Source organism: Rhodococcus sp. R1101, assembly GCF_000278445.1.
Lineage (GTDB): Bacteria > Actinomycetota > Actinomycetes > Mycobacteriales > Mycobacteriaceae > Rhodococcus > Rhodococcus gordoniae.
In genome coordinates this window covers 1-26,871 of record NZ_AJVB01000014.1, presented here as the reverse complement: position 1 = coordinate 26,871, position 26,871 = coordinate 1, and the positions used below count along the sequence as shown (strand labels likewise).

The 26,871-nt window shown below is 67.8% G+C and carries 29 protein-coding genes and 1 pseudogene; 5 read left to right on the top strand and 25 right to left on the bottom strand.

Annotated elements, in window-relative coordinates; all coding sequences use genetic code 11:
* Positions 1-424 (bottom strand): annotated as a pseudogene (locus tag R1101_RS25725) (PaaI family thioesterase); the annotation flags it as partial.
* 94 nt (positions 425-518) lie between these two features.
* Here R1101_RS25725 and disA point away from each other — a divergent pair.
* Positions 519-1,601, top strand: coding sequence for a DNA integrity scanning diadenylate cyclase DisA (gene disA / locus R1101_RS0102645; protein WP_016931945.1), 1,083 nt, complete (start codon positions 519-521; stop codon positions 1,599-1,601).
* A gap of 15 nt (positions 1,602-1,616) precedes the next feature.
* On the opposite strand, the gene R1101_RS0102640 is transcribed toward disA, so the two are convergent.
* A complete protein-coding gene (locus tag R1101_RS0102640; protein ID WP_016931944.1) occupies positions 1,617-2,354 on the bottom strand; it encodes a hypothetical protein in 738 nt (245 codons plus the stop codon).
* Between the two features lie 102 nt (positions 2,355-2,456).
* Positions 2,457-3,086: a carbonic anhydrase gene (locus tag R1101_RS0102635; protein WP_016931943.1), complete on the bottom strand. Its 630-nt coding sequence runs from the start codon at positions 3,084-3,086 to the stop codon at positions 2,457-2,459.
* 94 nt (positions 3,087-3,180) lie between these two features.
* On the opposite strand from R1101_RS0102635, the gene R1101_RS0102630 reads away from it, so the two are divergent.
* On the top strand, positions 3,181-4,065 hold the full coding sequence (locus R1101_RS0102630) for an A/G-specific adenine glycosylase (protein WP_016931942.1): 885 nt from the start codon (positions 3,181-3,183) through the stop codon (positions 4,063-4,065).
* Here the strand turns inward: R1101_RS0102630 and R1101_RS0102625 are convergent.
* Entirely contained in the window at positions 4,062-4,817 is a 756-nt protein-coding gene (locus tag R1101_RS0102625) for an alpha/beta fold hydrolase (RefSeq protein WP_016931941.1), read from the bottom strand. The two genes, R1101_RS0102630 and R1101_RS0102625, sit on opposite strands and share 4 nt — an antisense overlap.
* A 33-nt stretch (positions 4,818-4,850) precedes the next feature.
* Between R1101_RS0102625 and R1101_RS0102620 the strand changes: the two genes are divergently transcribed.
* Positions 4,851-5,156 (top strand): antibiotic biosynthesis monooxygenase family protein, encoded by a 306-nt coding sequence (locus R1101_RS0102620; RefSeq protein WP_016931940.1) that lies wholly within the window; start codon positions 4,851-4,853, stop codon positions 5,154-5,156.
* A gap of 1 nt (position 5,157) precedes the next feature.
* Positions 5,158-5,688 (top strand): DUF1990 family protein, encoded by a 531-nt coding sequence (locus R1101_RS0102615; protein WP_016931939.1) that lies wholly within the window; start codon positions 5,158-5,160, stop codon positions 5,686-5,688.
* Here R1101_RS0102615 and R1101_RS0102610 read toward each other — a convergent pair.
* Positions 5,678-6,364, bottom strand: coding sequence for a DsbA family protein (locus R1101_RS0102610; RefSeq protein WP_016931938.1), 687 nt, complete (start codon positions 6,362-6,364; stop codon positions 5,678-5,680). The genes R1101_RS0102615 and R1101_RS0102610 overlap by 11 nt on opposite strands.
* A gap of 72 nt (positions 6,365-6,436) precedes the next feature.
* Positions 6,437-6,877 carry an OsmC family peroxiredoxin gene (locus R1101_RS0102605; protein ID WP_026002799.1) on the bottom strand — a complete coding sequence of 147 codons (441 nt, stop codon included), beginning with the start codon at positions 6,875-6,877 and terminating at the stop codon, positions 6,437-6,439.
* A 179-nt stretch (positions 6,878-7,056) separates the two neighbouring features.
* On the opposite strand from R1101_RS0102605, the gene R1101_RS0102600 reads away from it, so the two are divergent.
* Positions 7,057-7,683, top strand: coding sequence for a TetR/AcrR family transcriptional regulator (locus tag R1101_RS0102600; RefSeq protein WP_016931936.1), 627 nt, complete (start codon positions 7,057-7,059; stop codon positions 7,681-7,683).
* Between the two features lie 37 nt (positions 7,684-7,720).
* Here R1101_RS0102600 and R1101_RS0102595 read toward each other — a convergent pair whose 3' ends face one another.
* The 19 genes from R1101_RS0102595 to R1101_RS25720 all read right to left on the bottom strand — a co-directional run.
* Entirely contained in the window at positions 7,721-8,365 is a 645-nt protein-coding gene (locus R1101_RS0102595) for an MBL fold metallo-hydrolase (protein WP_016931935.1), read from the bottom strand.
* 180 nt (positions 8,366-8,545) lie between these two features.
* Positions 8,546-11,089, bottom strand: a complete 2,544-nt coding sequence (locus tag R1101_RS0102590) for an ATP-dependent Clp protease ATP-binding subunit (RefSeq protein ID WP_016931934.1) — start codon at positions 11,087-11,089, stop codon at positions 8,546-8,548.
* Between the two features lie 269 nt (positions 11,090-11,358).
* Complete coding sequence (locus R1101_RS0102585; protein ID WP_016931933.1) at positions 11,359-12,789, bottom strand: phospholipase D-like domain-containing protein; 1,431 nt, start codon at positions 12,787-12,789, stop codon at positions 11,359-11,361.
* 150 nt (positions 12,790-12,939) lie between these two features.
* Positions 12,940-13,299 carry a histone-like nucleoid-structuring protein Lsr2 gene (locus tag R1101_RS0102580; RefSeq protein ID WP_016931932.1) on the bottom strand — a complete coding sequence of 120 codons (360 nt, stop codon included), beginning with the start codon at positions 13,297-13,299 and terminating at the stop codon, positions 12,940-12,942.
* Positions 13,300-13,394: 95 nt separating this feature from the next.
* Complete coding sequence (gene lysS, locus R1101_RS0102575; protein WP_242496777.1) at positions 13,395-14,861, bottom strand: lysine--tRNA ligase; 1,467 nt, start codon at positions 14,859-14,861, stop codon at positions 13,395-13,397.
* Between the two features lie 98 nt (positions 14,862-14,959).
* The gene (locus R1101_RS0102570; protein ID WP_016931930.1) at positions 14,960-15,412 is read right to left on the bottom strand and encodes a rhodanese-like domain-containing protein; all 453 of its coding nucleotides are present in this window, start codon (positions 15,410-15,412) and stop codon (positions 14,960-14,962) included.
* A 93-nt stretch (positions 15,413-15,505) separates the two neighbouring features.
* Positions 15,506-16,339, bottom strand: coding sequence for a type III pantothenate kinase (locus tag R1101_RS0102565; protein WP_016931929.1), 834 nt, complete (start codon positions 16,337-16,339; stop codon positions 15,506-15,508).
* A gap of 2 nt (positions 16,340-16,341) precedes the next feature.
* Positions 16,342-16,779 carry an aspartate 1-decarboxylase gene (gene panD, locus R1101_RS0102560; RefSeq protein ID WP_016931928.1) on the bottom strand — a complete coding sequence of 146 codons (438 nt, stop codon included), beginning with the start codon at positions 16,777-16,779 and terminating at the stop codon, positions 16,342-16,344.
* A gap of 44 nt (positions 16,780-16,823) precedes the next feature.
* A complete protein-coding gene (gene panC / locus R1101_RS0102555) occupies positions 16,824-17,762 on the bottom strand; it encodes a pantoate--beta-alanine ligase (RefSeq protein ID WP_016931927.1) in 939 nt (312 codons plus the stop codon).
* Positions 17,755-18,690: a Rossmann-like and DUF2520 domain-containing protein gene (locus R1101_RS0102550; protein ID WP_016931926.1), complete on the bottom strand. Its 936-nt coding sequence runs from the start codon at positions 18,688-18,690 to the stop codon at positions 17,755-17,757. The genes panC and R1101_RS0102550 overlap by 8 nt, the downstream gene beginning before the upstream one ends.
* Before the next feature lie 159 nt (positions 18,691-18,849).
* Entirely contained in the window at positions 18,850-19,836 is a 987-nt protein-coding gene (locus R1101_RS0102545; RefSeq protein ID WP_198420226.1) for a DUF6779 domain-containing protein, read from the bottom strand.
* Positions 19,837-19,910: 74 nt separating this feature from the next.
* Positions 19,911-20,387 (bottom strand): DUF3180 domain-containing protein, encoded by a 477-nt coding sequence (locus tag R1101_RS0102540; protein ID WP_016931924.1) that lies wholly within the window; start codon positions 20,385-20,387, stop codon positions 19,911-19,913.
* Positions 20,381-20,923: a 2-amino-4-hydroxy-6-hydroxymethyldihydropteridine diphosphokinase gene (folK, locus tag R1101_RS0102535; protein ID WP_016931923.1), complete on the bottom strand. Its 543-nt coding sequence runs from the start codon at positions 20,921-20,923 to the stop codon at positions 20,381-20,383. The genes R1101_RS0102540 and folK overlap by 7 nt, the downstream gene beginning before the upstream one ends.
* On the bottom strand, positions 20,920-21,303 hold the full coding sequence (gene folB / locus R1101_RS0102530; protein WP_016931922.1) for a dihydroneopterin aldolase: 384 nt from the start codon (positions 21,301-21,303) through the stop codon (positions 20,920-20,922). Before folB ends, folK begins: the two co-directional genes overlap by 4 nt.
* Positions 21,300-22,121, bottom strand: a complete 822-nt coding sequence (folP, locus tag R1101_RS0102525) for a dihydropteroate synthase (RefSeq protein ID WP_198420227.1) — start codon at positions 22,119-22,121, stop codon at positions 21,300-21,302. The genes folB and folP overlap by 4 nt, the downstream gene beginning before the upstream one ends.
* Positions 22,122-22,153: 32 nt before the next feature.
* Positions 22,154-22,819, bottom strand: a complete 666-nt coding sequence (folE, locus tag R1101_RS0102520) for a GTP cyclohydrolase I FolE (RefSeq protein ID WP_016931920.1) — start codon at positions 22,817-22,819, stop codon at positions 22,154-22,156.
* Positions 22,820-22,889: 70 nt separating this feature from the next.
* Positions 22,890-25,370, bottom strand: a complete 2,481-nt coding sequence (gene ftsH, locus R1101_RS0102515; protein WP_016931919.1) for an ATP-dependent zinc metalloprotease FtsH — start codon at positions 25,368-25,370, stop codon at positions 22,890-22,892.
* 255 nt (positions 25,371-25,625) lie between these two features.
* Entirely contained in the window at positions 25,626-26,180 is a 555-nt protein-coding gene (hpt, locus tag R1101_RS0102510) for a hypoxanthine phosphoribosyltransferase (protein WP_016931918.1), read from the bottom strand.
* 12 nt (positions 26,181-26,192) lie between these two features.
* The coding region (locus tag R1101_RS25720; protein WP_016931917.1) for an ATP-binding protein at positions 26,193-26,871 on the bottom strand (679 nt) is incomplete at its 5' end.

Here is a 26,871-nt window from a genome sequence, read left to right as displayed (position 1 = left end):
GACGATGCGTGCCTCCGCGCTGGTGTAGACCTTTGCGCCGCACCGTGCCGTCGACGCGGGCACGGAACTCGAGGACCGAACCCAACGGGATCGGGCGGGCGAAATCCGTCTCGAAATGCCCGGTGACGACGGCGGTCCGCAGGGCGGCGTTGCACGCCATTCCCTGCACCTCGTCGAAGGCCGTCATCAGGATGCCGCCGTGGATGAACCCCGGTCCGCCCTGATAACGCGTGGCGACGTCGAGCCGGCCGAGCACGTCGAGGCCCTCACCGAGCGTGAAGTCCATCGCGAGACCCGACGGCTGGTCGTCGCCGCAACCGAAGCACTTACTCCAGTGCTGCGGTACGGAGGCCCCCGGGCCGGGATGATCTTCCGGCAACTCGGGAACGACGAGGTCGTCGGGCAAAGTCCAGGTGCTGCGCATAAGCAAGTAATGTAGTTGCGCAGTCGGGAGCGCCGATCCGGGAGTCCGCGCAGTGTGACGACGACCGCAGACCGCACACGGAAGGGATGTCCAGATGACCGAGTCGGCGCCGGCCTCGACGCTGAGCGACACCATCGCTCGTCTGGCGCCCGGCACCGCGCTACGCGACGGTCTCGAACGGATCCTCCGTGGTCGGACGGGCGGACTGATCGTCCTCGGTTTCGACGAGAAGGTCGCCGAGCTGTGCGACGGCGGATTCGAGCTCGACGTCGAATTCGCCCCCACCCGGCTGCGGGAATTGTCGAAGATGGACGGGGCGGTGGTCGTGTCCACCGACGGCTCGCGCATCGTGCGCGCCAACGTCCAGCTCGTGCCCGATCCGAGTATCCCCACCGTGGAGTCCGGCACCCGGCACCGCGCCGCCGAACGCACCGCGATCCAGACCGGCTATCCGGTGGTCTCGGTCAGCCAGTCGATGAGCATCGTCAGCGTGTACGTCGACGGTCGTCGCCACGTCATCAACGACTCCGCGACCATCCTGTCCCGGGCCAACCAGGCCGTCGCGACACTCGAGCGCTACAAGGCCCGCCTCGACGAGGTGACCCGGCAGTTGTCCGTGGTCGAGATCGAGGACATCGTCACGCTGCGCGACGCGCTCACCGTGGCACAACGACTCGAAATGATGCACCGTCTGTCCGTGGAAATCGAGCAGGACGTGCTCGAACTCGGTACCGACGGTCGCCAGCTGGCCCTCCAACTCGAAGAACTCGTCGGCGACAACCAGCTCGCCCGTCAGCTCATCGTGCGCGACTACCTGGCCGGCGATCATGTTCCTTCTCCGCAGGAGGTCGACCAGGCGCTCGAGCGTCTCGCGCGCCTGACCGACGTCGACCTGCTCGATCTGACGACCCTCGCCCGCGCCTTCGGATATTCGGGCACCATCGAGGCCCTCGACACCTCGATGAGTCCTCGCGGTTATCGCGTGCTCCATCGGGTGCCGCGCCTGCAGACCCGGCAGATCAACCGCCTCGTGGGGGCATTCGGCACCCTGCAGGGGCTGCTCGCCGCCACCGCTGCCGATCTCCAGGCGGTCGACGGTGTCGGCGCTCTGTGGGCCCGGTACATCCGGGAAGGACTGTCGCGGCTGGCCGAAGCCGCCATCAACCACTACGACTGAACGGCACTCGTCTGATCAGGGCGTGATGTTGAACGGTTCGGGCGCGCTACGCAGGCCGCCGAGCTGCCCCACCACGGTGTAGGCACCGGGACCGACCGGTTCGCGCGGTGCCGTACAGCCGGGTTCGGAGGTCGTCGCCGACCACTTGACGGAATAGGCCGCCTGGTCGCCCGGGGCGAGCGACCGGATGTCGGCGGTCGATTCGGGGAAGCAGTCGGTGTTCGCCCAGAGCCGCTCGTTACCGTCGAGGCTGTAGACGAGCACCTGCTGCAGACCGGCACCGAGGTCGCGTTCGCACTGCGAGGTCCCGATGTTGGTGATGACGATCGTGAAGTCGGGCTCGGAGCCGACCCGGTAGTTCGGCTCGTCGGCCGTCACCCGCACGGCGAGCGACTGATCGGAGCACTGCCCCGACGGAACCGGTGCGGCGGAGGTGGTCGTGGACGAATCACGCTCGCCCGTGTTCGCCGAGGACGAACTCTCGGGGCCGCGCGAGCCGGACGAACCCGATCCTCCACCACTTCGCGTGGTGCTCGCGGACGCCGCCTCGGCGGACGCGTCGGCCGCTGTGGTCGTGGCGGAGGTCGTCACTTCCGCAGCCACGGGCTCGGGATTCGGATCGGGATCGTCGCCGCCGGTCAACGCCACTACGAGCCAGATGACCAGGGCCAGCACGACCACCGAGACACCGATCGCGAGAACACGTCGTCGCCAGTAGATCTCGGGGGGCAGAGGACCGGTCGGTTCAAGCACGCCCCCCACGGTATGTGCCGTGGGGGGCGCTCGGCTACACCACCGTCGGCGTGTCGCTGTGACCTGCGGTCACATCGCTGCCTCCGGCAGGTCCGCGTCGTCTCAGTTGTCGGAGACCTCGCCGATGTCGCCGATATGTCCCCGCAGGCTCACGCGACCGTCGTCGAGCTTGTAGGTGACGCCGACGATGGCGCAGCGGCCGTCCTCGACGCGCTCGGCGATGATCCGCGAACGATCCGTGAGCAACTTGCCCGTCTCGACGACGTGCCGGCCTTCGAGTTCGTCGACGCTGTCCAGGCCCTCGGCCCGTCCCATGAGGATCGACGGGGCGACGCGCTCGACGAGGCTGCGGATGTGGCCGCCGGGGACCGTGCCCTTGTCGAGAGCATCGATGGTCGCTGCGACGGCACCACAGCTGTCGTGGCCGAGGATGACGATGAGCGGGACGTTCAGGATGTCGACGGCGTATTCGATGGAGCCGAGCACCGAGCTGTCGATGACGTGGCCCGCGGTGCGGACCACGAACATGTCGCCGAGCCCCTGGTCGAAGATGATCTCTGCTGCTACGCGGGAGTCTCCGCAACCGAACAGTACGGCGGTGGGATGCTGACCGTTGACGAGTTCGGCGCGACGGTCGATCCCCTGGCTCGGGTGCAGCGGGGTGCCACTGACGAAGCGATGATTACCCTCGGTCAGGGCTTTCCAGGCTGAGATGGGATTGGAGTTCGGCATGCGTACATTATTCACCCGCGCGCATGTCCGATTTCGTTCGACATCTCCGAAACGGCTCCCGACGCCCGACCCCTGTTACCCGAGGAGACCCGAGATGTCCGTCGACGCACCGTCCTTGCTGCGCTGGTACGCAGCCCAGGCCCGCGACCTGCCGTGGCGTCGCGCCGGGGTGACGGGCTGGCAGATCCTCATGTCCGAGGTGATGCTGCAACAGACGCCGGTGGCCCGGGTGGCACCGATCTGGGAGGAGTGGGTGCGGCGCTGGCCCGTGCCGTCGGCGATGGCCGCCTCGAGCCAGGCGGAGGTCCTGCGGGCGTGGGGCACACTCGGTTATCCGCGCCGCGCGCTGCGTCTGCACGAGTGCGCCGGCGTGCTCGCCGCCGAACACGACGATCGGGTTCCCGAGGACGTCGATGTCCTGCTGAGCCTGCCCGGCGTCGGCGCCTACACCGCACGGGCGGTGGCATGCTTCGCGTACGGGCAGCGTGTGCCGGTGGTGGACACGAACGTGCGGCGTGTCGTCGCCCGGGCCGTCCACGGTCGGGCAGAGCCGGGGAACCCGTCGACCACACGGGATCTCGCCGACGTCGAGGTGCTTCTCCCGCGTCAGCGTGCTCGTGCGGCGACCTTCTCCGCGGCACTGATGGAGCTCGGCGCGACCGTGTGCACCGCCCGCACCCCCGACTGCGGGCGCTGCCCGCTGCCCGACTGCGCCTGGGTGCAGGCCGGGCGACCCGCGCACGACGGACCGCCCCGGAAGGCGCAGAAGTTCGCCGGCACGGATCGGCAGGTGCGCGGCCGGTTGATGGCGGTGCTGCGCGAGAGCAGCGTCCCGGTGGATCGTCCTGTCCTCGACAGCGTGTGGACCTCGGATCCGGGTCAGCGCGACCGCGCCCTGCATTCGTTGCTGGTGGACGGTCTCGTCGAGCAGACCGACGACGGCCGGTTCGCGCTCGCCGGTGAGGGGTCGGTGTCCTAGAGTCGACTGCCCGACAACGAGTGCGTCGTCAGGAAGCGCTCCACGGCGGCACGGAACTCGCCGGGCCGGTCGTCGTGCACGAGGTGCCCCGCGCCCTCGACGAGGACGTACTCGGTGCCGGGGCGCGTCGCCATCTGTCGCATCTGCCCCTCCGGGGTGATGGTGAACTCGCCCTCGAGCAGCAGCGCGGGCACCCGGATCGAGTTCCACTCGTCCCAGAAGTGCCGCGACCCCCATTCCTCCGAGATGTCGCGGAAGGTCGCGACATCTCCGTGCAGATACCAGCCGTCCTCGCGCCGGACGAACGAATCGAGGAAATAACGCCCCGCGACGGGACCGAAACGGTCGAGCACCGCCTCCTCCGTGAGGAACGGTTGCGGCCACTGTTCGACCATCGCCGCCCAGTTCGCGGCGGTGCGGCCCCGGAAGTCGGGGGCCATGTCCTCGAGCACCAACGCGGCCACACGTTCGGGACGAGCAGCGGCGAAGCACCATGCGTGCAGGGCGCCCATCGAGTGCCCGATCACGACGAGCGGTTCGGTGATCCCGTGCAGATGGGCGTCGAGATCGGCGACGAATGCCTCGGTGGTGAGGTCGTCGGGAGCGGAGCGCCCGTGGCCGGCAGCGTCGAAGGTGTGGACGTGTCCGTGTTCGCGCAGCCACGGCACGTGGCGACGCCACGTCCGCGCGCTGCCCATCAGGCCGTGCAACAGCAGGATGGGTCGTCCGGTTCCGCCCTCGTCGTGCAACACAATCGACCAAGTTAGCGGAGTAGGCTCTCGCGCATGGCAGTCGTGAAGATCAACGCAATCGAGGTTCCCGAAGGCGCAGGCCCCGAACTGGAGAAGCGGTTCGCCAATCGCGCGCACACCGTCGACAACTCCCCCGGATTCCTGGGTTTCCAGCTGCTCCGTCCCACCGCCGGCGAGAACCGGTACTTCGTCGTGACGCAGTGGGAGACCGAAGAGGACTTCGCTGCGTGGCGGGACGGCGGCGCACGCGCCGCTCACGCCGGTGAAGCGAAAAACCCCGTCGCGAGCGGCGCGTCGCTGCTCGAGTTCGAGGTCGTCCTCGACGTCAAGAAGTCCTGAGATGTCCGCGTCCGGCGGGTCCGGGCGCGAGCTCACCTACCCGGAGGTGGGAGCGAGCCTGCGGGCCTTCCGCGGTGAGGCGCCGCTTCCCCCCGGTTATCGGCACCTGAGAGTCGAGAGCGAACCGGGCAGCGGCGACGCCGTGTTCGAGGTCGCTGCTGCCCGGTTGCTCTCATGGGACATGCACCGCGGCGCCGGAATTCACGTGCCGGCGGACACCCCCGCCGCAGCAGCCGGACTCGATGTGTGCCTCGGTTTCGGCCTCGGACCGGTACGGGCGACGGCGCCGTGCCGTGTGATCGAAGTGTTCGACACGGGCCGGCAACGAGGCTTCACCTACGGCACGCTCGACGGGCACCCGGAGAGCGGCGAGGAGACCTTCGTCGTCGAGCGCACCGCCGACGGACGGGTCAGGGGCACGGTGATCGCCTTCTCCCGCCCCGCCCGCTGGTACACCCGCCTGGCCGGGCCGGTCGGGCACATGCTCCAGCGGCGGATCGCGCGCCGTTATCTCGCGGCACTCACAGCGTGACCGTCACATCGTCGACGGCCTTGCGCAGGAACTGACGGAAGACGTCCACCGGCTGCGCACCCGACACCGCGACGGCGCGGTTGGCCACGAAGAACGGCACCCCTTGCACGCCGATCCGTCGCGCGTCGAAGAGATCGGCGGTCACGGCGTCGGCCGCGGCCTCACCGGCGGGATCGTCGCCGTCGAGGGCCGCGCGCGTCGACTCCGGATCGAGCCCGACCTCGGCGGCGACCTTCACGAGGACATCCACATCGTCGACCACCTCGCCGTCGACGAAATGCGCACGGAACAACGCCTCGAGGACCTCGTCACGCTTGTCGCCGGCCAGATGCGCGAGCCGGTGCGCATCGAAGGTGTTGGCGGCGACCACGTTGTCGAAGTCGATCTCGAGTCCCACGTCGGCAGCGGTGTCCGAGACCTGGGCGAACATCTGCCGGACCTGCTCGGCAGGCATCCCTTTCATCGCGACGAGCGCCTCGACCTCGGGGACCCGTCGCCCGACCGGTGTGTCGGGCGAGAGCTGGTACGACCTCCAGGTGACCTCGATCCGGTCGCGGTCGTCGAACGACTCGAGCGCCTCCGCGAAGCGCCGCTTGCCGATGTAACACCAGGGGCAGGCGATATCGGACCAGATCTCGATATGGGCGGAGGGAAGAAGTACGTCGGGCATGCTCATATCCGGGTACAACCCGGCCCTGACATGCTCTGTTCCCGGGCCGGGCCGACCGTGCTCCGTTCCTCCGCCCCGTCAGCCTTCGAGAGCAGCGTCGAGGGAGATGTCGACGCCTGTGAGTGCCTTGCTCACAGGGCACCCGGCCTTGGCGCCCTCTGCGGCCTTGGCGAAGCCGTCGGCGTCGAGGCCGTCGACCTCGCCCCGCACCTTCAGCGTGATCCCGGTGAGCCGGAACCCGCCTGCCGGGTCCGGTCCCAGTGAGACGTCGGCGGTGACCTCGAGGCTCTGCGGTGTGCCGCCCGCTTCCGCGATCAGCGCGGACAACTGCATCGCGTAGCACGACGAGTGCGCAGCGGCGATGAGTTCCTCGGGGCTGGTGGTGCCGTCCGCGTTCTCGGCCGAGCGTTTCGGGAAGGACACGTCGAACGTGCCGCGGCCCGAACTGGTGAGCTCCACCTGTCCGGAGCCCTTCTGCAGATCTCCGTTCCACGCGGTCCGTGCGGTACGTGTGGGCATGACTTCTCCTTCTTCGTGTGGGGCAGCACTCCGGAAACCACACTTGCAGAAACGCCGGGACGGCGAGGGTCGTTCGCGACAGAGCGTTCCCGATGTCCGGATCAGGCCGATCGCCAGGCGAGGGCCGCCCTCCTTCAGGATCGGCTTCGGGTCGTCGTGGTTGTGCCACACTCGACGATGTGTCCGAGCCCGAAGCCGCCCGCGGATATCGGGGCGTCGCCCCGGCCGATCGACGCGCCGAACGCCGCACACGCCTCCGGAAGGCGGTGATCGACGTGGTCGCCGACGAAGGATGGTCGGCGGCGACGGTACGGAAGGTCGCGGCCACCGCCGGAGTCGGTCCGCGCTTCTTCTACGAGAGCTTCACCGACATGAACGACCTCGCCACCACCGCCTACGACGAACTCGGTGCCGCCCTCCTCGAAGGCGCCGTCGACGCGATCGCGTCGGCCCCCGACGACCTGCACGCCAAGGCACGCGCCGCGGTCGGGGCGATCGTCGGTGCCGTCGAACTCGATCCCCAGCAGGGCCGTTTCCTCATTTCGGACGCGCCCCCGCTCGCCGAACGGAAGAGTGCGTTCATCCGCGCTGCCGCCGACGAACTCGTCGAGCAGAGCGACGCGGTGGGAACGCGCCTCGACTCCCGTCGAGCCGAACTGTGCGCGGTGGTCGTCATGGCCGGCGCCGTCGAACTCGTCCGCGAATGGCTCGACGGTGGCCTCGACATCCGGCCCGACGAACTCACCGAGATCGTCGCCGGCACCCTGTCGACACTCACCGCGCACATGCCGGCCATCGGCAGATGAGCCGGCCGGGCAGATCGTCCGGAAAGGAGATCTCTGCTCAGCCCTGCACCGCGGCAGACAACCCCGTCAGAGCCTGGTCGATGTGGGCGGGCCACTCCCGGGGGTCGACCCGGTGCACGCCCGACTCCCCCGCGAACGCACTCGAGATCACCACATCGGGTTCCGTCGTCGCCAGCAGGCGCAGACTGTCGGCGAGTGCACGGGCGTCGCTCATCCCCTCGATGTAGCCGGCCTGCCACTTCCCCGAAGCACCGCGGTACAGCGTGTCGCCGGTGAACAGGTAGCGGGTCCCGTCCGCGCCGGGCACCACATAGCAGATGCTGCCCACCGTGTGCCCGGGCGTCGGGACGATCTCCAACCCGTTGTCGTCCACGTGACGTTCCGTCAGCGGGACGTCGATGCGGGCGTGCCGGCCGACCACGTCGACCTCCACCGCCGCCGCGTGGAGTCTCGACCCGAAGCGCTCGGCGATCCTGCCGAGCATCGGGCCGGCCTCGTCCTGGTGGGACAGGTACTGGTCGGTGATCCCACCGAGGCGGTCCAGTGCGTCGAAATCGGCCTCACCGGCAACCGAGTAGAAGAGCACGTTGTTCTTCCCGGTCCACAGATAGGCGTGCGTCCTCAGCCCCGGGAACGGGTTGTCCTCCTGCGTCTCCCACAGATCGGGCAGTACTTGCCGCATCGCGATACCTCCTGGTCGTCGTCCGTTCACCACCCCACCGTGCAACCTCGAGCCGACTGGAGGTCAAGTGCGTCGAACGACGAGAGGGGCGACACCCTCTCGGGTGCCGCCCCTCTCGGTACAGCAGGTGCCTGTATTCACAGACCGCAACACGTGCCTGCATTCACAGGCGTCGAGCGGTTATCCGGCCTCGGACTCACCCTCGCTGGACTTCGCCAGCGCGACCGCCGGGGTGTCCGGGACCTCGGCCGGCTTCTCGCTCGGCGTGAACGTGAACTTCGCGTTCTCGCCCGCACCCTCGCCGTCCCAGCCCTCGACGTCGACGAGGACGATCTGGCCTGCGCCGATCTCGCCGAACAGGATCTTCTCGGAGAGCTGATCCTCGATCTCGCGCTGGATCGTGCGACGCAGCGGACGTGCGCCGAGCACCGGGTCGAAACCACGCTTGGCGAGCAACGACTTCGCCTTCTCGGTGAGCTCGATACCCATGTCCTTGTTCTTCAGCTGCGTCTCCACACGTCCGACCATGAGGTCGACCATCTGGATGATCTGCTCCTGCGTGAGCTGGTGGAAGACGATGATGTCGTCGATACGGTTGAGGAACTCGGGCCGGAAGTGCTTCTTCAGCTCGTCGTGGACCTTGTTCTTCATCCGCTCGTAGTTCGACGCCTCGCCCGTTCCGGCGGAGAAGCCGAGCCCGACGGCCTTCGAGATGTCGGCGGTGCCGAGGTTCGACGTGAAGATCAGCACGGTGTTCTTGAAGTCGACCGTGCGTCCCTGACCGTCGGTGAGGCGACCGTCCTCGAGGACCTGCAGGAGGGTGTTGTAGATCTCCTGGTGGGCCTTCTCGATCTCGTCGAACAGAACCACGGAGAACGGCTTGCGGCGCACCTTCTCGGTGAGCTGGCCGCCCTCCTCGTATCCGACGTAGCCGGGAGGAGCACCGAACAGACGCGATGCGGTGAAGCGGTCGTGGAACTCGCCCATGTCGATCTGGATGAGGGCGTCGTCCTCACCGAACAGGAAGTTCGCGAGCGCCTTGGACAGCTCCGTCTTACCCACACCGGACGGACCGGCGAAGATGAACGAACCGGACGGACGCTTCGGGTCCTTCAGGCCGGCACGTGTACGGCGGATCGCCTTGGCGACGGCCTTGACGGCGTCCTCCTGGCCGATGATCCGCTTGTGCAGCTCGTCCTCCATGCGGAGCAGACGCGTGGTCTCCTCCTCGGTGAGCTTGAACACCGGGATACCGGTCCAGTTGGCGAGGACCTCGGCGATCTGCTCCTCGTCGACCTCGGCGATGACGTCGAGATCGCCCGCACGCCACTGCTTCTCGCGCTCGGCACGCTGCGCGACGAGCTGCTTCTCCTTGTCGCGCAGGCTCGCGGCCTTCTCGAAGTCCTGCGCGTCGATCGCCGATTCCTTCTCGCGACGGGCATCGGCGATCTTGTCGTCGAACTCGCGCAGGTCCGGCGGCGCGGTCATGCGGCGGATGCGCATGCGGGCACCGGCCTCGTCGATGAGGTCGATCGCCTTGTCGGGCAGGAAACGGTCGTTGATGTAGCGGTCGGCGAGAGTGGCCGACGCGACGAGCGCCTTGTCGGTGATCGAGACGCGGTGATGCGCCTCGTAGCGATCGCGCAGACCCTTGAGGATCTCGATGGTGTGCTCCACCGTCGGCTCCCCGACCTGCACCGGCTGGAAGCGGCGCTCGAGAGCGGCATCCTTCTCGATGTACTTGCGGTACTCGTCGAGGGTCGTCGCACCGATGGTCTGCAGCTCACCGCGGGCGAGCTTCGGCTTGAGGATCGATGCGGCGTCGATCGCACCCTCGGCGGCACCCGCACCGACCAGCGTGTGCAGCTCGTCGATGAACAGGATGATGTCGCCGCGGCTGTTGATCTCCTTGAGGACCTTCTTCAGGCGTTCCTCGAAGTCGCCGCGGTAACGGCTGCCGGCGACGAGCGAACCCAGGTCGAGCGTGTAGAGCTGCTTGTCCTTGAGGGTCTCGGGGACCTCACCGTTGACGATGGCCTGCGCGAGACCCTCGACGACGGCGGTCTTACCGACACCCGGCTCGCCGATGAGCACCGGGTTGTTCTTCGTACGACGCGACAGCACCTGCATGACGCGCTCGATTTCCTTCGCCCGGCCGATGACCGGATCGAGCTTGCCCTCGAGAGCTGCCTGCGTGAGATTGCGGCCGAACTGATCCAGGACGAGCGAGGTGGACGGAGTGCCGGTCTCGCCACGGCTCGTGCCGGATTCTGCGGGCTCCTTGCCCTGGTAGCCGGACAGCAGCTGGATGACCTGCTGACGCACCCGGTTGAGGTCGGCACCGAGCTTGACGAGCACCTGCGCCGCCACACCCTCACCCTCGCGGATGAGGCCGAGCAGGATGTGCTCCGTGCCGATGTAGTTGTGTCCGAGCTGGAGCGCTTCGCGCAGGCTCAGCTCGAGGACCTTCTTGGCACGAGGAGTGAAGGGAATGTGCCCCGAGGGCGCCTGCTGCCCCTGGCCGATGATCTCTTCGACCTGGCTGCGAACACCTTCGAGGGAGATACCCAACGACTCGAGCGACTTCGCCGCCACACCCTCACCTTCGTGGATGAGGCCGAGGAGGATGTGCTCCGTGCCGATGTAGTTGTGGTTGAGCATCCTGGCCTCTTCTTGAGCCAGGACAACGACGCGCCGCGCGCGATCGGTGAACCTTTCGAACATCGCACTCCCTCACACTCTCCGGCCGCCGGTCCGGTACGCCGATCGTCCCGCACCCTGCTGCCGCTCTTAGCTCCGGCACTCGAGTCGTTCGTCGGAACCGTTTCGAGGTTCCAAGCTCCCACTCCACACTCTAGTGGTCGTGGTATCGACTCGCTTTCCCTCTACCCTTCGGAAGGCGGCGAGAAAACCCGGTTTCAGAAGTCAACGCTGCACGTGGCGGATACGTTTCCGCAAGCTGTACGCCACAAGCGAACAGCGGCAGTGGGGAATCAACGGGCGAAGAATCGCTCGATCCTGCGTCCGAGGCTCCGCGAGGCACGTTCGGGATCGGCCAGAGCACTTTCGGCGAGGACACTGTCCTCGTCCGACACCGTACCCGGTTCGAACGGCCGCAGCGAACGTCCCGGCCCCCGCAACCGTTCGATGGTGGAGATGAGCGATCCACCCTCCTCCGTGGCCTCGGCGATCACCTTCGGGTCCACGTTCAGATGCTCCGCCACCAGGATGTTGCGCAGCTCGACGGCGGCGCGGCCGACCGCGTCCCCGGGTTCGGCGGACTCGATCGCCAGGTCGCATTCGGTGTCGAATCCCATCGAACGATTGTTCAGGTTCGACGACCCGATCCGCAGCAGCCTCTCGTCCATGACGACGACCTTCGCGTGGACGTAGATCGGCTCCCCGCCGGCCGTGACGGGATAGTAGGCGGCGAAACGGCCGTGCACGTCGGCCTCCCACAGCATGTGCAGCAGGGCACGGCGGGCACCGTCCATCGCCTTGCGTTCGAGCCAGCCCTCGGCGTTGCGCGGGATCACCGCCACGATCTCGGGCCCGTCCGGTTCCTGCAGTCGCTTCGCGAGCGCGTCCGCGATCCTGCGCGAGGCCAGATACTGACTCTCGAGGTAGAGGGTGTGCCGGGTCTTCTCGATCACCGACAGGTACAGCGACTCGATCTCGTGGACGCCGTCCTTCCCACCGTAGGTGGGCAGCGTGCGGGCGATACCCACGTCGACGCCCCGCAGGGTCGGTTCGAGGTCGTCGGGCCAGATCGGTTCCGGGTCCGGCACCGGATCGAGTTCCTCCCCCGTGGCCGCCTTCCACCGGGCGCGGGCCTGGTCGCCGAGAGCCCGTGCGGCCCCACCGTCGACGGCGGTGGTCACGTCGTGCCAGGGCCCGTAACGTTTTCCGCTCGGCTCCCGCCGGTATTTGCTGCGGTCCGGGTGATCCGGGGTGTCCCAGCGGTCGACGGTCATATCGATACCACCGCAGAAAGCGATACTGTCGTCGACCACGAGAATTTTCTGATGATGGGCGGCACCCACGGGATGCGCCCCGTCTATTTCGAAGTGCAACCGCGGGTCGGTGAGCCAGTCGAGCACGAACACCGGAGTCATTCCCCGCGCCAGGGCACTGAACGCACCGATGTTCCACTTGAGCAGATAAATATCGAGATCGGGCCGCCGTTCGGGGAGCCATTCGAGGAATTCACCGAGTTTGTTCGGTCCCTCGAGAGTCGGACCGTCCGGTTCGAACTTGATTCGGGTGTCGAAATCCCATCCGATCAGCATGATGCGCTTTTTCGCTCCGAGCATCGCCGACTTGGCGTGACGGAAATAGTCGGCTGCGTCGACGATGCAGGTCAGCCTCTCCGCTCGCGCGATTCGCCAGCAGGTGGAACCCGGTTCGAGCACGGTCTCGGCCATGAGCGGATGCTACTCCCCGACCGTATCGTCCCAGCCGGCTCCATCGGGAATCGGTGTGGCGGAGGCCACTGAGCCACAAGCGAACCCGCCCTCCCGACGACTGCGGGGCGCCGTCCACGGATGGACGACGCCCCACGGACGACGATGTCGTCAGTGCGCCTTGTTGTACGCCTCGACGATCTCCGCCGAGATACGGCCACGCGCGGAGACCGGCAGATCGTTGTTCCGTGCCCATTCCCGGATCGCAGCCGTCTGCTCGCGACCCGCACTTCCGGATGCGCTCTTGCGTGCGGCCGGAGCAGCACCGACCGCAACTTTGCTCCGCTTGCGGCCGCCGACCTTACGAGCGTGTTCGATCCAGAATTCCAACTGCTCGCGCAACCGTGCCGCATTGTCCTCGGAAAGGTCGATCTCGTACGTCACTCCGTCGAGTCCGAACTCAACCGATTCGTCCGCCGCCGATTCCTGATCCACATCGTCGATCAGGGTGACAGTGACTTTCTTCGCCATGTGGTGTAAATCCTCTCGCATGCGATTCCCCCCGCGGGACGGGCACCACACTACCCGCCGATTAACGCATCGCAATATGGAGTGGCGAAATCCGATCAACGGGTGTTCGGTCGGACAATCGGGAAGAGGATTGTTTCACGGATTCCCAGACCGGTAAGTGCCATGAGGAGGCGATCGATTCCCATTCCGGTACCGGTGGTCGGCGGCATTCCCTGTTCCATCGCGGCGAGGAAATCCTCGTCGAGCACCATCGCCTCGTCGTCCCCTTCCGAGGCCAGGCGCGCCTGATCGACGAAACGCTCGCGCTGAATCACCGGATCGACGAGTTCCGAGTAACCCGTGGCGAGTTCGAAACCGCGGACGTACAGATCCCATTTCTCGGTGACGCCGCGCACGTCGCGGTGATCGCGCGTCAACGGCGAGGTCTCCACGGGGAAATCACGCACGAAGGTCGGCTCGTGCAGCTGGTCGCCGCACATGTGCTCCCACAGTTCCTCGACGAGCTTGCCGTGGCCCCAGCCCTTGCCCTCGGGAATCTCGAGACCCACGCGACCTGCGAGCGCGGTCAATTCCTCGACGGTGGTGTCGGGGGTCACGTCCGAACCGATCGCCTCGGACAGCGAGGGATACATTTCGAGGGTTTTCCATTCACCCCCGAGGTCGTATTCGGTGCCGTCGGCGAGCATCACGACGTGGCTCCCGAAGACCGCGAACGCGACCTCCTGGATGATCTCGCGGATCATCCGCGCCGAATCGTCGTAGGTGCCGTAGGCCTCGTACGTCTCGAGCATCGAGAATTCCGGCGAGTGCGTCGAGTCGGCACCTTCGTTGCGGAAATTGCGGTTGATCTCGAAGACCTTCTCGATACCACCGACCACACACCGCTTGAGGAACAGTTCCGGGGCGATGCGCAGGAACAGGTCGATGTCGAGCGCGTTCGAGTGAGTCACGAAGGGGCGCGCCGCAGCACCGCCGTGCAGGGTCTGCAGCATGGGAGTCTCGACTTCGAGAAATCCGCGACGCTCGAGCGCGTTACGCAGTTCGCGCACCACCGCGACACGCATGCGCGCGTTGCGGCGCGCCTCGGGACGCACGATGAGGTCGACGTAGCGCTGACGCACCCGTGCCTCTTCGTTCATCTCCTTGTGCGCGACCGGCAGCGGACGCAGCGCCTTCGACGCCATCGTCCACGAGTCGGCCATGACGCTGAGCTCGCCGCGACGGGAGCTGATGACCTCACCGTGCACGAACACGATGTCGCCGAGGTCCACATCGGACTTCCAGCCGGCGAGCGCGTCCTCGCCGACACCCGCGAGACTCAGCATGACCTGCAGCTGGGTGCCGTCGCCCTCCTGGAGCGTCGCGAAGCACAGCTTGCCGGTGTTGCGCGAGAACATCACGCGTCCGGCGACGCCGACGACGGTGCCGGTGGCGGTGTCGGGTTCGAGGTCGGGATATTCGGCGCGGATCTCCGCGAGCGTATGGGTACGCGCGATCGTTACGGGATAGGCCTCGGAACCCTGTGCCAGGAGCCGTTCGCGCTTCTCGCGGCGGACCCGCATCTGCTCGGGGGTGTCGTCGGGCTGCTGAACGGTGGCATCACTCACGGGTAACCAGACTATCGGACACCCGGGGTCGTTCTTCCTGCAGATGCGCGCTTTCAGTGCGCGGTGACCCGTGCCACGTCCTGAGCGACGTGCTGGGCCTCTGCCACCGCCCCGACCAGGCGGGCGGCGCGGATGGCGTCGTAGCCACCGACGAGATGAGTGACCCGCCTCAGCCCCTGCGCGTGCAGCCCGGCGACCACGCCGTGCGAACTCACACCGTCGGACGAGACGAGGATCCATTCGACGTCGCGATCGACGGCGAGTGCGAGACGGCCCTGCCCACTCGGATCGAGCCGCTCGGCGACGAGGTCGGCGGAGATGGCCAGCGCGCCGGGAAGTGTTCCCTGAGCGGCACGTTCGGCGTGCGAGCGGATGTCGACGACGACGGCGCCGCGAGCGACCGCCGCGGCCAGTTCGGTGGGATACGTGCGCTCGACGGCCAGTCGGTGGAAGGCGACCGGAGCAGCGGTGGAAACAGAAGAGGCGGAAAGAAGCGCAACGCGCATGAGAAAACTCCCAGGAATGTGTTATCGGTCGAGGCGGCGGTCAGCCTCGACAACACTCCTGGGTGCTCATGCAACGGATCACGGAAACCATCTTTACACAGAATGACGCTCGGCGGAACCCGCAGTTCCGCGTACCGCTCGTCTCACCTGGTTCCGTTCGTACACCAGACGCAGCCCTTCGAGGGTCAGATCCGGTTCGTGGTGCTCGAGAGTGCGTGACTCCGGCATGATCAGCGGCGCACTGTCGCCGGTGCCGATCACGGCCACGTCGTCGCCGTCGAAACCGGGAACCTCGGCGCAGATCCGCCGCACGATGCCGTCGACCATGCCGGCGAACCCGAAGACGGCCCCGGACTGCATGCACTCGACGGTGTTCTTACCCAGAACGCCTCGGGGACGGAGCAATTCGACCTTGCGCAGCGCCGCAGACCGGGACGCCAGCGCATCCATCGAGATCTCCACACCCGGAGCGATGGAGCCGCCGAGGAACTCACCCTTGCCCGACACGACGTCGACGCACGTGGAGGTTCCGAAATCCACGACGATGCACGGAGATCCGTAGAAGTGGTAGGCCGCCAGGCTGTTGACGATGCGGTCGGCGCCGACCTCCTTCGGGTTGTCCACCAGCAGAGGCACTCCCGTCCGCACACCCGGCTCCACCACCACGTGTGGCACCGACGACCAGTAGCGGTCGAGCATGACGCGCAGCTCGCGCAACACCGACGGCACGGTCGACAGCGCCGCGACCCCGGTGACCTGCTCGGCGGATTCCCCGAGCAGACCGCGGAACAGCAGGGCGATCTCGTCCGCGGTCATCCTGGGATCGGTACGGACGCGCCAGTCGCGCAGCAGACGCGCGTTCGACCCGCTGCCCGCGAACACCCCCAGGACGATATTGGTGTTGCGGACGTCGACGGTGAGGAGCACCTCTAGACCAGGGACGGGGAGTCGAGAGTCGACAGCATCCGCGGCGTGATCAGACCCGAGCCCTCCGGAGCGTGGGCGGGGTCGTTGCCGAGCTCGACCTGACGGTTGTCGGCGTCGACGAACACCACGCGCGGGTTGTAGTCCTTGCACTCCTGCTCGTTCATCACCCCGTAGGCGATGAGGATGACGAGATCGCCGGGGCTCACGAGACGCGCTGCGGCCCCGTTGATTCCGATGATGCCCGAACCACGCTCACCGGCGATGACGTACGTCTCGAGCCGGGCCCCGTTGTCGATGTCGACGATGCAGACCTGCTCACCTTCGAGCAGATCCGCGGCGTCCATCAGATCCTGGTCGACGGTCACCGAACCGACATAGTGCAGATCCGCGTGGGTGACCGTCGCGCGGTGGATCTTCGACTTCATCATGGTGCGGAACATGCTCGTCCTCGGTTTCTTTCTCGTTTCCGAATTCGATCGGTGGGTCAGCGGGTCGTCAGGTTGTCTTCGGCCTCGGGATCCACCGGGCCGGTGGCGCGCTCGAGGAAACCGGTACCGACGGCGACCCCGACGTTGTCGATGAGGCGGGTGGTGCCGAGTCGCGCGGCGACGAGCAGCCGGCCGTCGCCTCGTTCGGGCGCGGGCCCGAGATCGGCGCCGCGCACCTCGAGATAATCCACCTCGATCTGCGGGCTCTGCGCGAGCACGTCGCGCGCCGTGGACAGGATCGTCTCGGCTCCACCCGCCGCGGCGTGCGCGCCGGCGACGAGGGCTGCCGACAGCGTGGTCGCGATCTCGCGCTGTTCGGCGTCGAGATAGCGGTTGCGGGAGGACAGTGCGAGCCCGTCCTGTTCGCGCACGGTGGGAACGCCGAGGATGCGGATGTCGAGATTCAGGTCGGCGACCATCTGACGGATCAGGGTGAGCTGCTGGTAGTCCTTCTCACCGAAGAACGCCGTGTTGGGACCGACGATGTTGAACAGCTTCGCGACGACCGTCAGCATGCCCGCAAAATGGCCGGGGCGCGAAGCACCTTCGAGCTCCGACCCGAGCGGACCCGGGTGGATCGTGGTGCGCGGGCCCTGCGGGTACATCGCCGAGACCGTCGGCACGAAGGCGAGTTCGACGCCCGCTTCGCGGAGCAATTCGAGGTCGGCGTCGAGAGTGCGTGGGTAGGCGTCGAGGTCCTCGTTCTTCCCGAACTGCAGCGGGTTGACGAAGATCGACACCACCACGACGGCACCGGTGAGCTTGGCCTGGCGCACGAGTTCGAGGTGACCGGTGTGCAGCGCACCCATCGTCGGCACGAGTGCGACGGTGCGGCCGACGCCGCGCAGAGCCCGGGTGACCTTGGTCAGGCCTGCGGGATCGTGGTGAACGGTCAGTTCACCTCGCACGTATCCGCGCTGTCCTGCTTCACTCACCGTATTCAGCTCCTTCGAGAATTGCCATCAGTTCCGGCTTCGACCCGGTCCGTTGCGCCGATCGCAGCGACAGTGCGCGGTACCCGGCGGCGATCTGCGGGTCGACGGCCTCGAGCGCACGCAGGTGCGCGGCCACGGCGTCGGCATCGCCGCGCGCGACCGGCCCGGTGAGGGCCGAGGGCCCGCGCCGCAGCACGTTGTCGAGCGCCGCGGAGAGCAATGGCTGCAACACCCGTTCGGCGACTCCACCGGGAGCATCGTCGACGAGTTGCTGGCCGAGCAGCTCCTCACCCTGCAGGGCGCTGCGCAGTGCCTCGACGGCGTCGGCGACCAGCGTGACCAGGTGGTTGCTGCCGTGCGCGAGGGCCGCGTGGTAGGTCGTCCGCATGGATTCGGGGACGCGCACCGGCTCGCCGCCGATCTCGAGGACCAGGGACTGGGCGATGGCGTAGCCGACCTCGTCGGCGGCCGTGATGCCGAAGCACGCGGACGAGAGCCGGTCGATGTCCTCGTCGTGACCGGTGAAGGTCATCGCGGGATGGATCGCGAGGGGTACGGCGCCCTGCTCGGTCAGCGGCTCGAGGATCGCGGTGCCATGAGCGCCCGAGACGTGGGCCACGATCGTGCCGGCGGCGACCGAACCGGTGGCCGCCAGGCCCCCGACCAGCGACGAGAGTTCGGTGTCGGGAACGGCGAGAAGGAGGAGGTTGCAGCGACCGGCGACCTCGTCGACCGGCAGAATCTGCGACTCGGGCAGACGGGTGGCGGCGCGGTGCCTGGAGATGTCGGAGACCGCCGAGCAGGCCACGACGACATGACCGACTCGTTCGAACGCCGCGCCGAATGCGGTACCGACCCGGCCGGCGGACACAATTCCTACCGACAGGCGCGCAGGCGCAGGTGCGTTGGTGATCCCGAAGGAATTCACGGGAGTCCTCTCGTTCGTTCCAGTCCCGCTCAGCGGGTACCGGACGTTCCGATCGACAATAGCGCGCGCTTTCCGGGGCCCGCCACGGTCGGGTCGAGTGATCTGCGCCTCATCGAACGAGGTCGGCGGGTACGGCGTGACGGACGAGCCGCCCGAGGATCAGCGTTCGCTCGACAACGACGCGAGGATTTCCGCGACCGTCCGGCCCTCACCGTGGGCGCTGTCGCCCCGGCGGCGTCGGGAACGACGTCCCGACGATTCGTCGTCGGAGTCGTCATCGTCGTCGGCCGTGTCCGCTGCTCCGTCCTGCGCGGTGGTGCCCTTCTGATCCGCGGGGCCCTTCTGCTCCGACGGGTCGTTGCTCTCCGCTCCGGCTTTCTCGGACTCGTGCTTCCCCGGCTTCTGCTCGGCCGGCTTCTGGGCCTCGCGCTGCTTGTCGGTGCCTGCTTGCTCGCTCACCGACTTCTCGCTCGCCGGACCTTCGTCCTGTCTCCTGGCAGCCGGTTCCCCGGTCGCAGGCGTGCCGGCGTCGCTCTTCTCCGGCGCCTTCGCGGACGTCTTCACCGCGTCGCGCAGGGCCGCCTCGACCGATTCGGTCTCCGCGGTCAGCGGTTCGTCGTCGGGAGACGCGAAGGCCGGCCCGGACGGACGAGGCGCGGACACCCGCGCGGCCTCGCTCAGTTCGCGCAGCTTCTCCGCCTGGCCTTCGAGGGCGACGACATCGTCGGGCAACCGGCCGTCGAACAACATCTCGAGGGTGCGACGCAGGGTGGCCAGTTCGGTGCGCAGGGCCGCCATCTCGCCGGCGTCGAGCTTCAGATCGGCGCGGACCTTCTCCTCGACGGTCAGCTCGTATTCGCGCCGCGCCGCGATCTCCCGTTGCAACTGCAGTTCGTACACCGTCTTCAGGTCGTCGGCCTTCGCCCGGTCGAGTGCCGATTCCCGGCGGTACTTGTTCATGGCGATGGCGCCGACGGTGGCGGCCCACAGGGCGACGACCACCGCAACGCGCAGCAACTGCACACTCTCTGTGAAGATCAACAGCAGCGAGGCGATCATCGCCAGAGCGAGCAGACCGGCCACGATCATCGAGCCGGTGCTGCGCCACGGACGGCGATTTCTGTCTGCTCGCGCCGAGGTTGCCATGACCATCAGGGTACTTGGCCGGGTCCACCGATCGGAGCCGGACGACACGCCCTCTTCCCCCGCGAAATCCGAGTTCAGACAGCCGGTTCGTTCGGTTCGTCGGGGTCTTCCGGTGTCCGGCAACAGTATTCGAGCCACAGCGCGGCGGCCGCCAGCGCGACGCCGGCGACGGCTCCGACCAGCACACCCGACGTGTCGTCGGTGGCCGCCTGCACGACACCGCGCTGCGGCACGAGATACAGCAGGAACCCGATCCATACCCCGGCACTCGCGGCACCCACCAGCGCGGACGCCTTGGCGAGCGCGACCGCGCGGGCCGCGGTGATGGGATGCAACCGACCCGGTCCCTCACCGATCTCGTGCTTGCCCACCCGCGAACGGATCATGAACGCCAGGATCACTTCGATCACCGCGACCGGATACAGCGAGGCGCCCGCGTAGACCGGGATGGGCGGTAACGAGCCGTACATCGTGCGGACGAGCAACCACGCGGCGACCGCCGCCAGCGCGGCCAGCGCCAGCAGATCGCGGATCCTGGTCTGTTTCAGCACTCGCTGCGTCCCTGGGTCGTCGGCCCGGTCAGCGACAGATCGGTGCGATGCACGCCTTCTCGTTCGGCGTCGTCGAGTTCGCCCAGCCACTCGCCGATGCCCGCCCGTCGGCCGTCGGCGGTGAGCACGGCCTCGGGTTCGACGTCGAGCCACGGGACGAGCACGAACGCCCGCTGGTGCGCACGCGGGTGGGGCAGGATCAGTTCCGGATCGTCGCTGCGCACCTCACCGTCGCCGCTGTCGCAGCTCACGACGTCGACGTCTAGGCTGCGCGGCCCCCAATGCTGCACCCGCACGCGTTCGGCGGCTTCTTCGAGTTCGCGGCCGAACCGCAGCCAGTCGTGCGGACCGAACCCGCCGTCCTCCGCGACGACGACCGCGTTGAGGAAGTCCTCCTGCTCGACACCACCCCACGGTGCCGTCGAGTACACCGCCGAGACGGCGACGATGCGCTCACCCAGCGCGTCGACGACCGACCGCAGGTGCGCGAGCCGGTCGCCGACGTTCGACCCGATGGACAGCACGGCACGACTCACGACGCGCTCCCGGCCCCGTCAACTCGGGAGCGGTCGATCACGACGGCGACATCGCCGAAGGTCAACGGGATCGGCGCCGACGGCTTGTGGAGCGTGACCTCGACCCGGGTGACACGCGGGTCGGTGAGGACCTCGTCGGCGATCTCACCCGCGACCGTCTCGATGAGATCGCGTCCCGGACCCGCGATGATCGCCGCGGCACGCTCGGCGAGCTCGCCGTAGTGCAACGTGTCGGTGAGATCGTCGGACGCCGCGGCCGGCGCGAGATCGAGCCACACGACGATGTCGACGACGAAGTCCTGGCCGTCCCGCTTCTCGTGTTCGAAGACGCCGTGGTTGCCGCGGACGGTCAGTCCCCGTAGTTCGATGCGGTCGCTCACGCGTGCACTCCCTCCGCGCTTCCGCGCTGCCAGGCACGCACCACCGCGAGCGCGTCGCGGGAAGCCTGCACGTCGTGGACGCGTACACCCCACGCGCCGTGGGTCGCGGCGAGCGCGGAAACGACTGCCGTGGCGACCTCGCGGCCCGCGGGGGGCCGGATCGTGCCGTCGGGCGCTGCGAGCAACGATCCGAGGAAACGCTTCCGGGACGCTCCGATCAGCACCGGGAATCCCAGATCGGTGAGCTCGGGCAGACGGTGGAGCAATTGCCAGTTGTGGTCGGGTTCCTTCACGAACCCCAGACCCGGATCGAGCACGATCCTGTCGGAGTCGACTCCGGCGGCCACCGCGATGTCGACCTGCGTGAGCAGCTCGTCGCGGACTTCGCGGACGACGTCGTCGTACTGCGTCGAGCCGCCGGCATGGACGAACTCGCCGAGAGGACGCCAGTGCATGAGGATCCACGGAATTCCGGACTCGGCGACCACCCTGGCCATGTCGGCGTCGGCACGCCCACCCGAGACGTCGTTGATCATCGTCACCCCGGCCTCGATGGCAGCCTGGGCGACCGAGGCACGCATCGTGTCGACGCTCGTGGGGATGCCTGCTGCCGACAGGGCCGCGATCACCGGCGCCACGCGGGACGCCTCGACCTCGGGGTCGACGCGCACCGCACCGGGCCGGGTGGACTCGCCACCCACATCGACGATGTCGACACCGAGTTCGCGCAGCTCGAAACCACGGGCTATCGCGGTCTCGCGATCCAGGTAACGACCGCCGTCGGAGAAGGAATCACTGGTGACGTTCAGTACGCCCATCACGACGGGCCACTGTTCGGCAGGGAAGACGGTCACCGGCGCAGAATCAGGTCCAGGGCCTCGGCACGCGACGCCGAACTGGTCTGGAACAAGCCGCGCACAGCGGAGGTGGTGGTGCTCGCCCCGGGCTTGCGGATGCCGCGCATGGCCATGCACAGATGCTCGGCCTCGACCACGACGATCACGCCGCGCGGCTGCAACTTGCGCATCATCGCATCGGCGACCTGACTGGTCAGGCGTTCCTGGACCTGCGGCCGCTTGGCGTAGAGGTCCACGACACGCGCCAGCTTCGACAACCCCGTCACGCGGCCCGTCGGACCCGGGATGTATCCCACGTGGGCGACCCCGTGGAACGACACGAGGTGGTGCTCGCACGTCGAGTACATCGGGATGTCGCGCACGAGGACGAGTTCCTGATGACCTTCGTCGAAGGTCGTGTCGAGGACCTCGTCCGGATCCGTGAACAGTCCTCCGAACACCTCCCGGTAGGCGCGGGCCACACGGGCGGGGGTGTCGCGCAGACCCTCACGATCCGGATCCTCACCCACTGCGATCAGCAGTTCGCGCACGGCCGCTTCGGCTCGGGCCCGGTCGAATGTGCGTCCCGCGTCCACGCTCAACGCGTGAGTCGTCACATCCTCCGGGTCGGAACCCGTATCCGACTTCAGGTGGTTCACCGACACCCGCTCGCCCTCCACTCTTCACTCACTCGTCTCCATCGGACCCGACCGGCCCGATGCACGCCCGGTACCGGCTCACCGGCACGGATCAGTGCCGGCCGGCCGGGCCTTCCCACCGCTGGGTGGGAGGAGGCTCGGGAGTGCCGTAACCATCGCGCGGTTGCGAGTCTCCCACGTGGCTCTCACCACGGTGCGGATCTCCCGCACCGTTGTCGGCGGATTCGGACCGGCGCTCGGGATCCTGCGGCTCCTGCGGACGCCCGTAATCCTGGGATTCCTGCGGCTGTCCGTAACCCTGCGGCCCCTGCGGATGCCCGAGACCCTGCGGTTCCTGCTGGGCCTGCTCATGCGGCGGCCAGCCGGGGGCCGACCATCCGGCGGGGGCGCCGTAATCGGGCCGGGTCGCATGCCGCGGACCACCCGGGTACGGAGCGGGCGGCTGGAAACCGGGAAGCGGTTCGGAGGCCGGGACCGGCTGCGGTCGGGGGTACCCGTTCGCCTGCTGCACGGGCTGCGTCGGCTGGTACTGCGGCTGCCCGCCCGGCTGGTAGCCACCGGCGGCGGGCACCTCACCCTGGCCGGGATACTGCGGATGCGCATGCGCCGGCTTCGTCAGCGACGGCGGTTCCGGCGGCCACGGCTCGCCACGCTCGGCCGCGAGTTCGGCAGGCGTCTTGATCGGCGGCTTGTCGGACGGGACCCGATCCCCGAAATCGTTGAAGGTCGTGATCCGCGGACGCTTCTTCACGTCGGCCAGGATCCGATCGAGATCCTTACGCGTCAGCGTCTCGTGCTCGAGCAGTTCACCCGCCAGCAGGTCGAGGGCGTCGCGGTACTCGTTGAGGATCGCCCACGCCTCGGTGTGGGCGGCCTCGATGAGGTTGCGGACCTCCTCGTCGATCTCGCGTGCCACCTCGTGCGAGTAGTCGGACTGCACGCCCATCGACCGGCCGAGGAAGGGATCGCCCTGCTCCTGGCCGTAGCGGACCGCGCCGAGCTTCGCGCTCATGCCGTATTCGGTGACCATCGCCCGCGCGATCTTCGTGGCCTGGTCGATATCGGACGAGGCACCGGTGGTGGGCTCGCGGAAGACGAGTTCCTCGGCCGCACGACCACCCATGGCCATGACCAGGCGCGCGATCATCTCCGAACGCGTCATCAGCCCCTTGTCGTCCTCGGGCACCGTCATCGCGTGCCCGCCGGTGCGACCGCGGGCGAGGATGGTGACCTTGTAGACGGGCTCGATGTCGGGCATCGCCCAGGCGGCGAGGGTGTGGCCACCCTCGTGGTAGGCCGTGATCTTCTTCTCGTGCTCGCTGATGATGCGGCTCTTGCGGCGGGGACCGCCGATGACGCGATCGACCGACTCCTCGAGGAGCGCCTCGGTGATCACCGTGCCGTTCTCGCGGGCAGTGAGCAGCGCGGCCTCGTTGACGACGTTCGCGAGGTCGGCACCGGACATACCCACCGTGCGCTTGGCGAGCGCCCCGAGATCCGCGTGGGGATCGATCGGCTTGCCCTTCGAGTGCACGGCGAGGATCGCGCGGCGACCGGCGAGGTCGGGATTCGTGACCGGGATCTGACGGTCGAAGCGGCCGGGACGCAGCAGCGCCGGGTCGAGGATGTCGGGTCGGTTCGTCGCGGCCATCACGATGATGCCGGAGCGGTCGCCGAAGCCGTCCATCTCGACGAGGAGCTGGTTGAGGGTCTGCTCGCGCTCGTCGTGACCGCCGCCGAGGCCGGCGCCGCGCTGACGGCCCACGGCGTCGATCTCGTCGACGAAGATGATGCACGGAGCGTTCTGCTTGGCCTGCTCGAACAGGTCGCGCACGCGGGAGGCACCGACACCGACGAACATCTCGACGAAGTCCGAACCGGAGATCGTGAAGAACGGGACGCCCGCCTCACCGGCGACCGCGCGGGCGAGGAGGGTCTTACCGGTGCCGGGAGGGCCGTAGAGCAGCACGCCCTTCGGGATCTTCGCGCCGAGCGCCTGGTAGCGCGACGGGTTCTGCAGGAAGTCCTTGATCTCGTAGAGCTCCTCGACGGCCTCGTCGGCGCCGGCGACATCGGCGAAGGTCGTCTTGGGCATGTCCTTCGTGAGCTGCTTGGCCTTCGACTTGCCGAAGCCCATCATGCCGCCGCGACCGCCACCCTGCATGCGGCTCATCACGAAGAAGAACACGCCGAGCAGGATGATCATCGGCAGGACGAACAGAAGGATCGACGTCAGCCAGCTCTCCTGGGTGACGTTCGTGTCGTACTTCTGCGCACCCGACGCGGAGACCAGGTCGAAGATCTGCTCGGACGCCGACGCGGGGTACTTCGCGATGATCTCGGTGCTGCCCTCGGTCGCGTCGTTGCCGCTCTCGAGCCACAACCGCACCTGCTGCTCGCGGTCGTCGATGCGTGCTTCACCGACGTTCTGCGACTGGAGTTGCGCCACCGCGACGGACGTGTCCACCCGAGTGAAACCGCGCGTGTCGTCGCCGAAGTAACTGAAGGCGTAGATCACCAGCAGGATGCCGGCGACGATCGCCAGATTACGGAACACTGTCTTGCGGTTCATACAGGTTCGGCCCGAGCGGCCGGTCCTTTCGATCGAGTTCGTCGGGGTCTCGCAGTCGCGGCGCTTCGCGCCCGGTGTGGCCGCCATGCGCCGCGACGGTCACTGACCAGGCAACGCAAGGTTACCGCGTTGCAACGAGCAGTCGCCCCGGCACCGACCGGAGCCGATACCGGGAAGACGTCGTACTCGACAACGATCGGGACGGAACCGGAGTTCCCCGGGCCGGGGACCTCACGCCCCGGCTCGACCGGGAGGTCAGCTGCTGTAGACCTTGGGATCCAGCGTGCCGATGTAGGGCAGGTCGCGGTAGCGCTCGTCGTAGTCGAGGCCGTAGCCGACGACGAACTCGTCCGGGATGTCGAATCCGACGTCCTTGACCTCGACGTCGATCTTGACGGCTTCCGGCTTGCGCAGCAGCGTGACGACCTCGAGCGACGCGGGGTTGCGCGACGACAGGTTCTTGAGCAGCCACGACAGCGTCAGGCCCGAGTCGATGATGTCCTCCACGATGAGAACGTGGCGACCGGCGATGTCCTTGTCGAGGTCCTTGAGGATGCGCACCACACCCGAGGACGACGTCGACGACCCGTACGAGCTGACGGCCATGAACTCCATCTGCGTCGGGATCGGCAGAGCGCGCGCGAAGTCGGTCATGAAGAAGATGGCGCCCTTGAGCACCCCGATGAGCAGCAGATCACCTTCGGGCGCACCCACCGGGTAACGCTCGGCGATCGACTGCGCCAGTTCTGCGGTCCGCTCCTTGATCTGTTCCTCGGAGATCAGCACCGACGCTATGTCGTTCTCGTACACCGGGGTCCTTCCCTACCTTCTGCTGCCGGTCGCCCGGGGCTTCGCCCGGTCGACGTACTCCACGGCAAGCGTGCCACGCCGACGCGACACCACCAACCTCGTCCCCGGCTGCGGGCCCCGCCCGACCGCCACCGGCCCCTGTCCGCGCCACGCCACTACCAGGTCGTCGACCGCCCGCAGCATCGTCTCGTTCGGTGTGGCGGTGTGATCGATCAGCCACGACCGGAGGGCGCGGCGCCGTACTGCTGCGGGAGCCGCGGCGAGCACAGTGGTGTCGAGCAGGTCGTCGTCGTGGCGCGCCGCCGTGAGCAGTTCCATCGCCCGGACATCGAGGGCGTGGCCGTCGTCCTGCAGTTGCCCCGCCGTGCGCGCGAGAGCTTCGGCGACGCCCCCACCGAGCACGTCCTCGAGCAGCGGCAGGACCTCGCGGCGCAGTCGCACGCGCGTGAACCGGTCGTCGGTGTTGTGCGGATCCTCGTACGGGCGGTAGCCGAGTTCGTCGCACGCCCGGCGGGTCGTGCTGCGGCGCACGCCGAGCAGCGGTCTGCCCCATGGCGGCTCGTAGGACGCCATGCCCCGGATCGAACGCAGTCCCGAGCCGCGGCCGAGGCCGAGCAACACCGTCTCGGCCTGGTCGTCGAGGGTGTGCCCGAGCAGCACCGGCCGTTCGTCGCGGTGCTCGTCGAGCGCC

Excerpts from the sequence above, each read along its gene's own strand:
- disA (WP_016931945.1), top strand. The coding sequence starts at position 519 with ATGACCGAGTCGGCGCCGGCCTCGACGCTGAGCGACACCATCGCTCGT.
- R1101_RS0102635 (WP_016931943.1), bottom strand. The coding sequence starts at position 3,086 with ATGCCGAACTCCAATCCCATCTCAGCCTGGAAAGCCCTGACCGAGGGT.
- R1101_RS0102630 (WP_016931942.1), top strand. The coding sequence starts at position 3,181 with ATGTCCGTCGACGCACCGTCCTTGCTGCGCTGGTACGCAGCCCAGGCC.
- R1101_RS0102620 (WP_016931940.1), top strand. The coding sequence starts at position 4,851 with ATGGCAGTCGTGAAGATCAACGCAATCGAGGTTCCCGAAGGCGCAGGC.
- R1101_RS0102615 (WP_016931939.1), top strand. The coding sequence starts at position 5,158 with ATGTCCGCGTCCGGCGGGTCCGGGCGCGAGCTCACCTACCCGGAGGTG.
- R1101_RS0102610 (WP_016931938.1), bottom strand. The coding sequence starts at position 6,364 with ATGAGCATGCCCGACGTACTTCTTCCCTCCGCCCATATCGAGATCTGG.
- R1101_RS0102605 (WP_026002799.1), bottom strand. The coding sequence starts at position 6,877 with ATGCCCACACGTACCGCACGGACCGCGTGGAACGGAGATCTGCAGAAG.
- R1101_RS0102595 (WP_016931935.1), bottom strand. The coding sequence starts at position 8,365 with ATGCGGCAAGTACTGCCCGATCTGTGGGAGACGCAGGAGGACAACCCG.
- R1101_RS0102590 (WP_016931934.1), bottom strand. The coding sequence starts at position 11,089 with ATGTTCGAAAGGTTCACCGATCGCGCGCGGCGCGTCGTTGTCCTGGCT.
- R1101_RS0102585 (WP_016931933.1), bottom strand. The coding sequence starts at position 12,789 with ATGGCCGAGACCGTGCTCGAACCGGGTTCCACCTGCTGGCGAATCGCG.
- R1101_RS0102580 (WP_016931932.1), bottom strand. The coding sequence starts at position 13,299 with ATGGCGAAGAAAGTCACTGTCACCCTGATCGACGATGTGGATCAGGAA.
- lysS (WP_242496777.1), bottom strand. The coding sequence starts at position 14,861 with ATGCGGGTCCGCCGCGAGAAGCGCGAACGGCTCCTGGCACAGGGTTCC.
- R1101_RS0102570 (WP_016931930.1), bottom strand. The coding sequence starts at position 15,412 with ATGCGCGTTGCGCTTCTTTCCGCCTCTTCTGTTTCCACCGCTGCTCCG.
- panD (WP_016931928.1), bottom strand. The coding sequence starts at position 16,779 with ATGTTCCGCACCATGATGAAGTCGAAGATCCACCGCGCGACGGTCACC.
- R1101_RS0102545 (WP_198420226.1), bottom strand. The coding sequence starts at position 19,836 with ATGGCAACCTCGGCGCGAGCAGACAGAAATCGCCGTCCGTGGCGCAGC.
- folP (WP_198420227.1), bottom strand. The coding sequence starts at position 22,121 with ATGGGCGTACTGAACGTCACCAGTGATTCCTTCTCCGACGGCGGTCGT.
- ftsH (WP_016931919.1), bottom strand. The coding sequence starts at position 25,370 with ATGAACCGCAAGACAGTGTTCCGTAATCTGGCGATCGTCGCCGGCATC.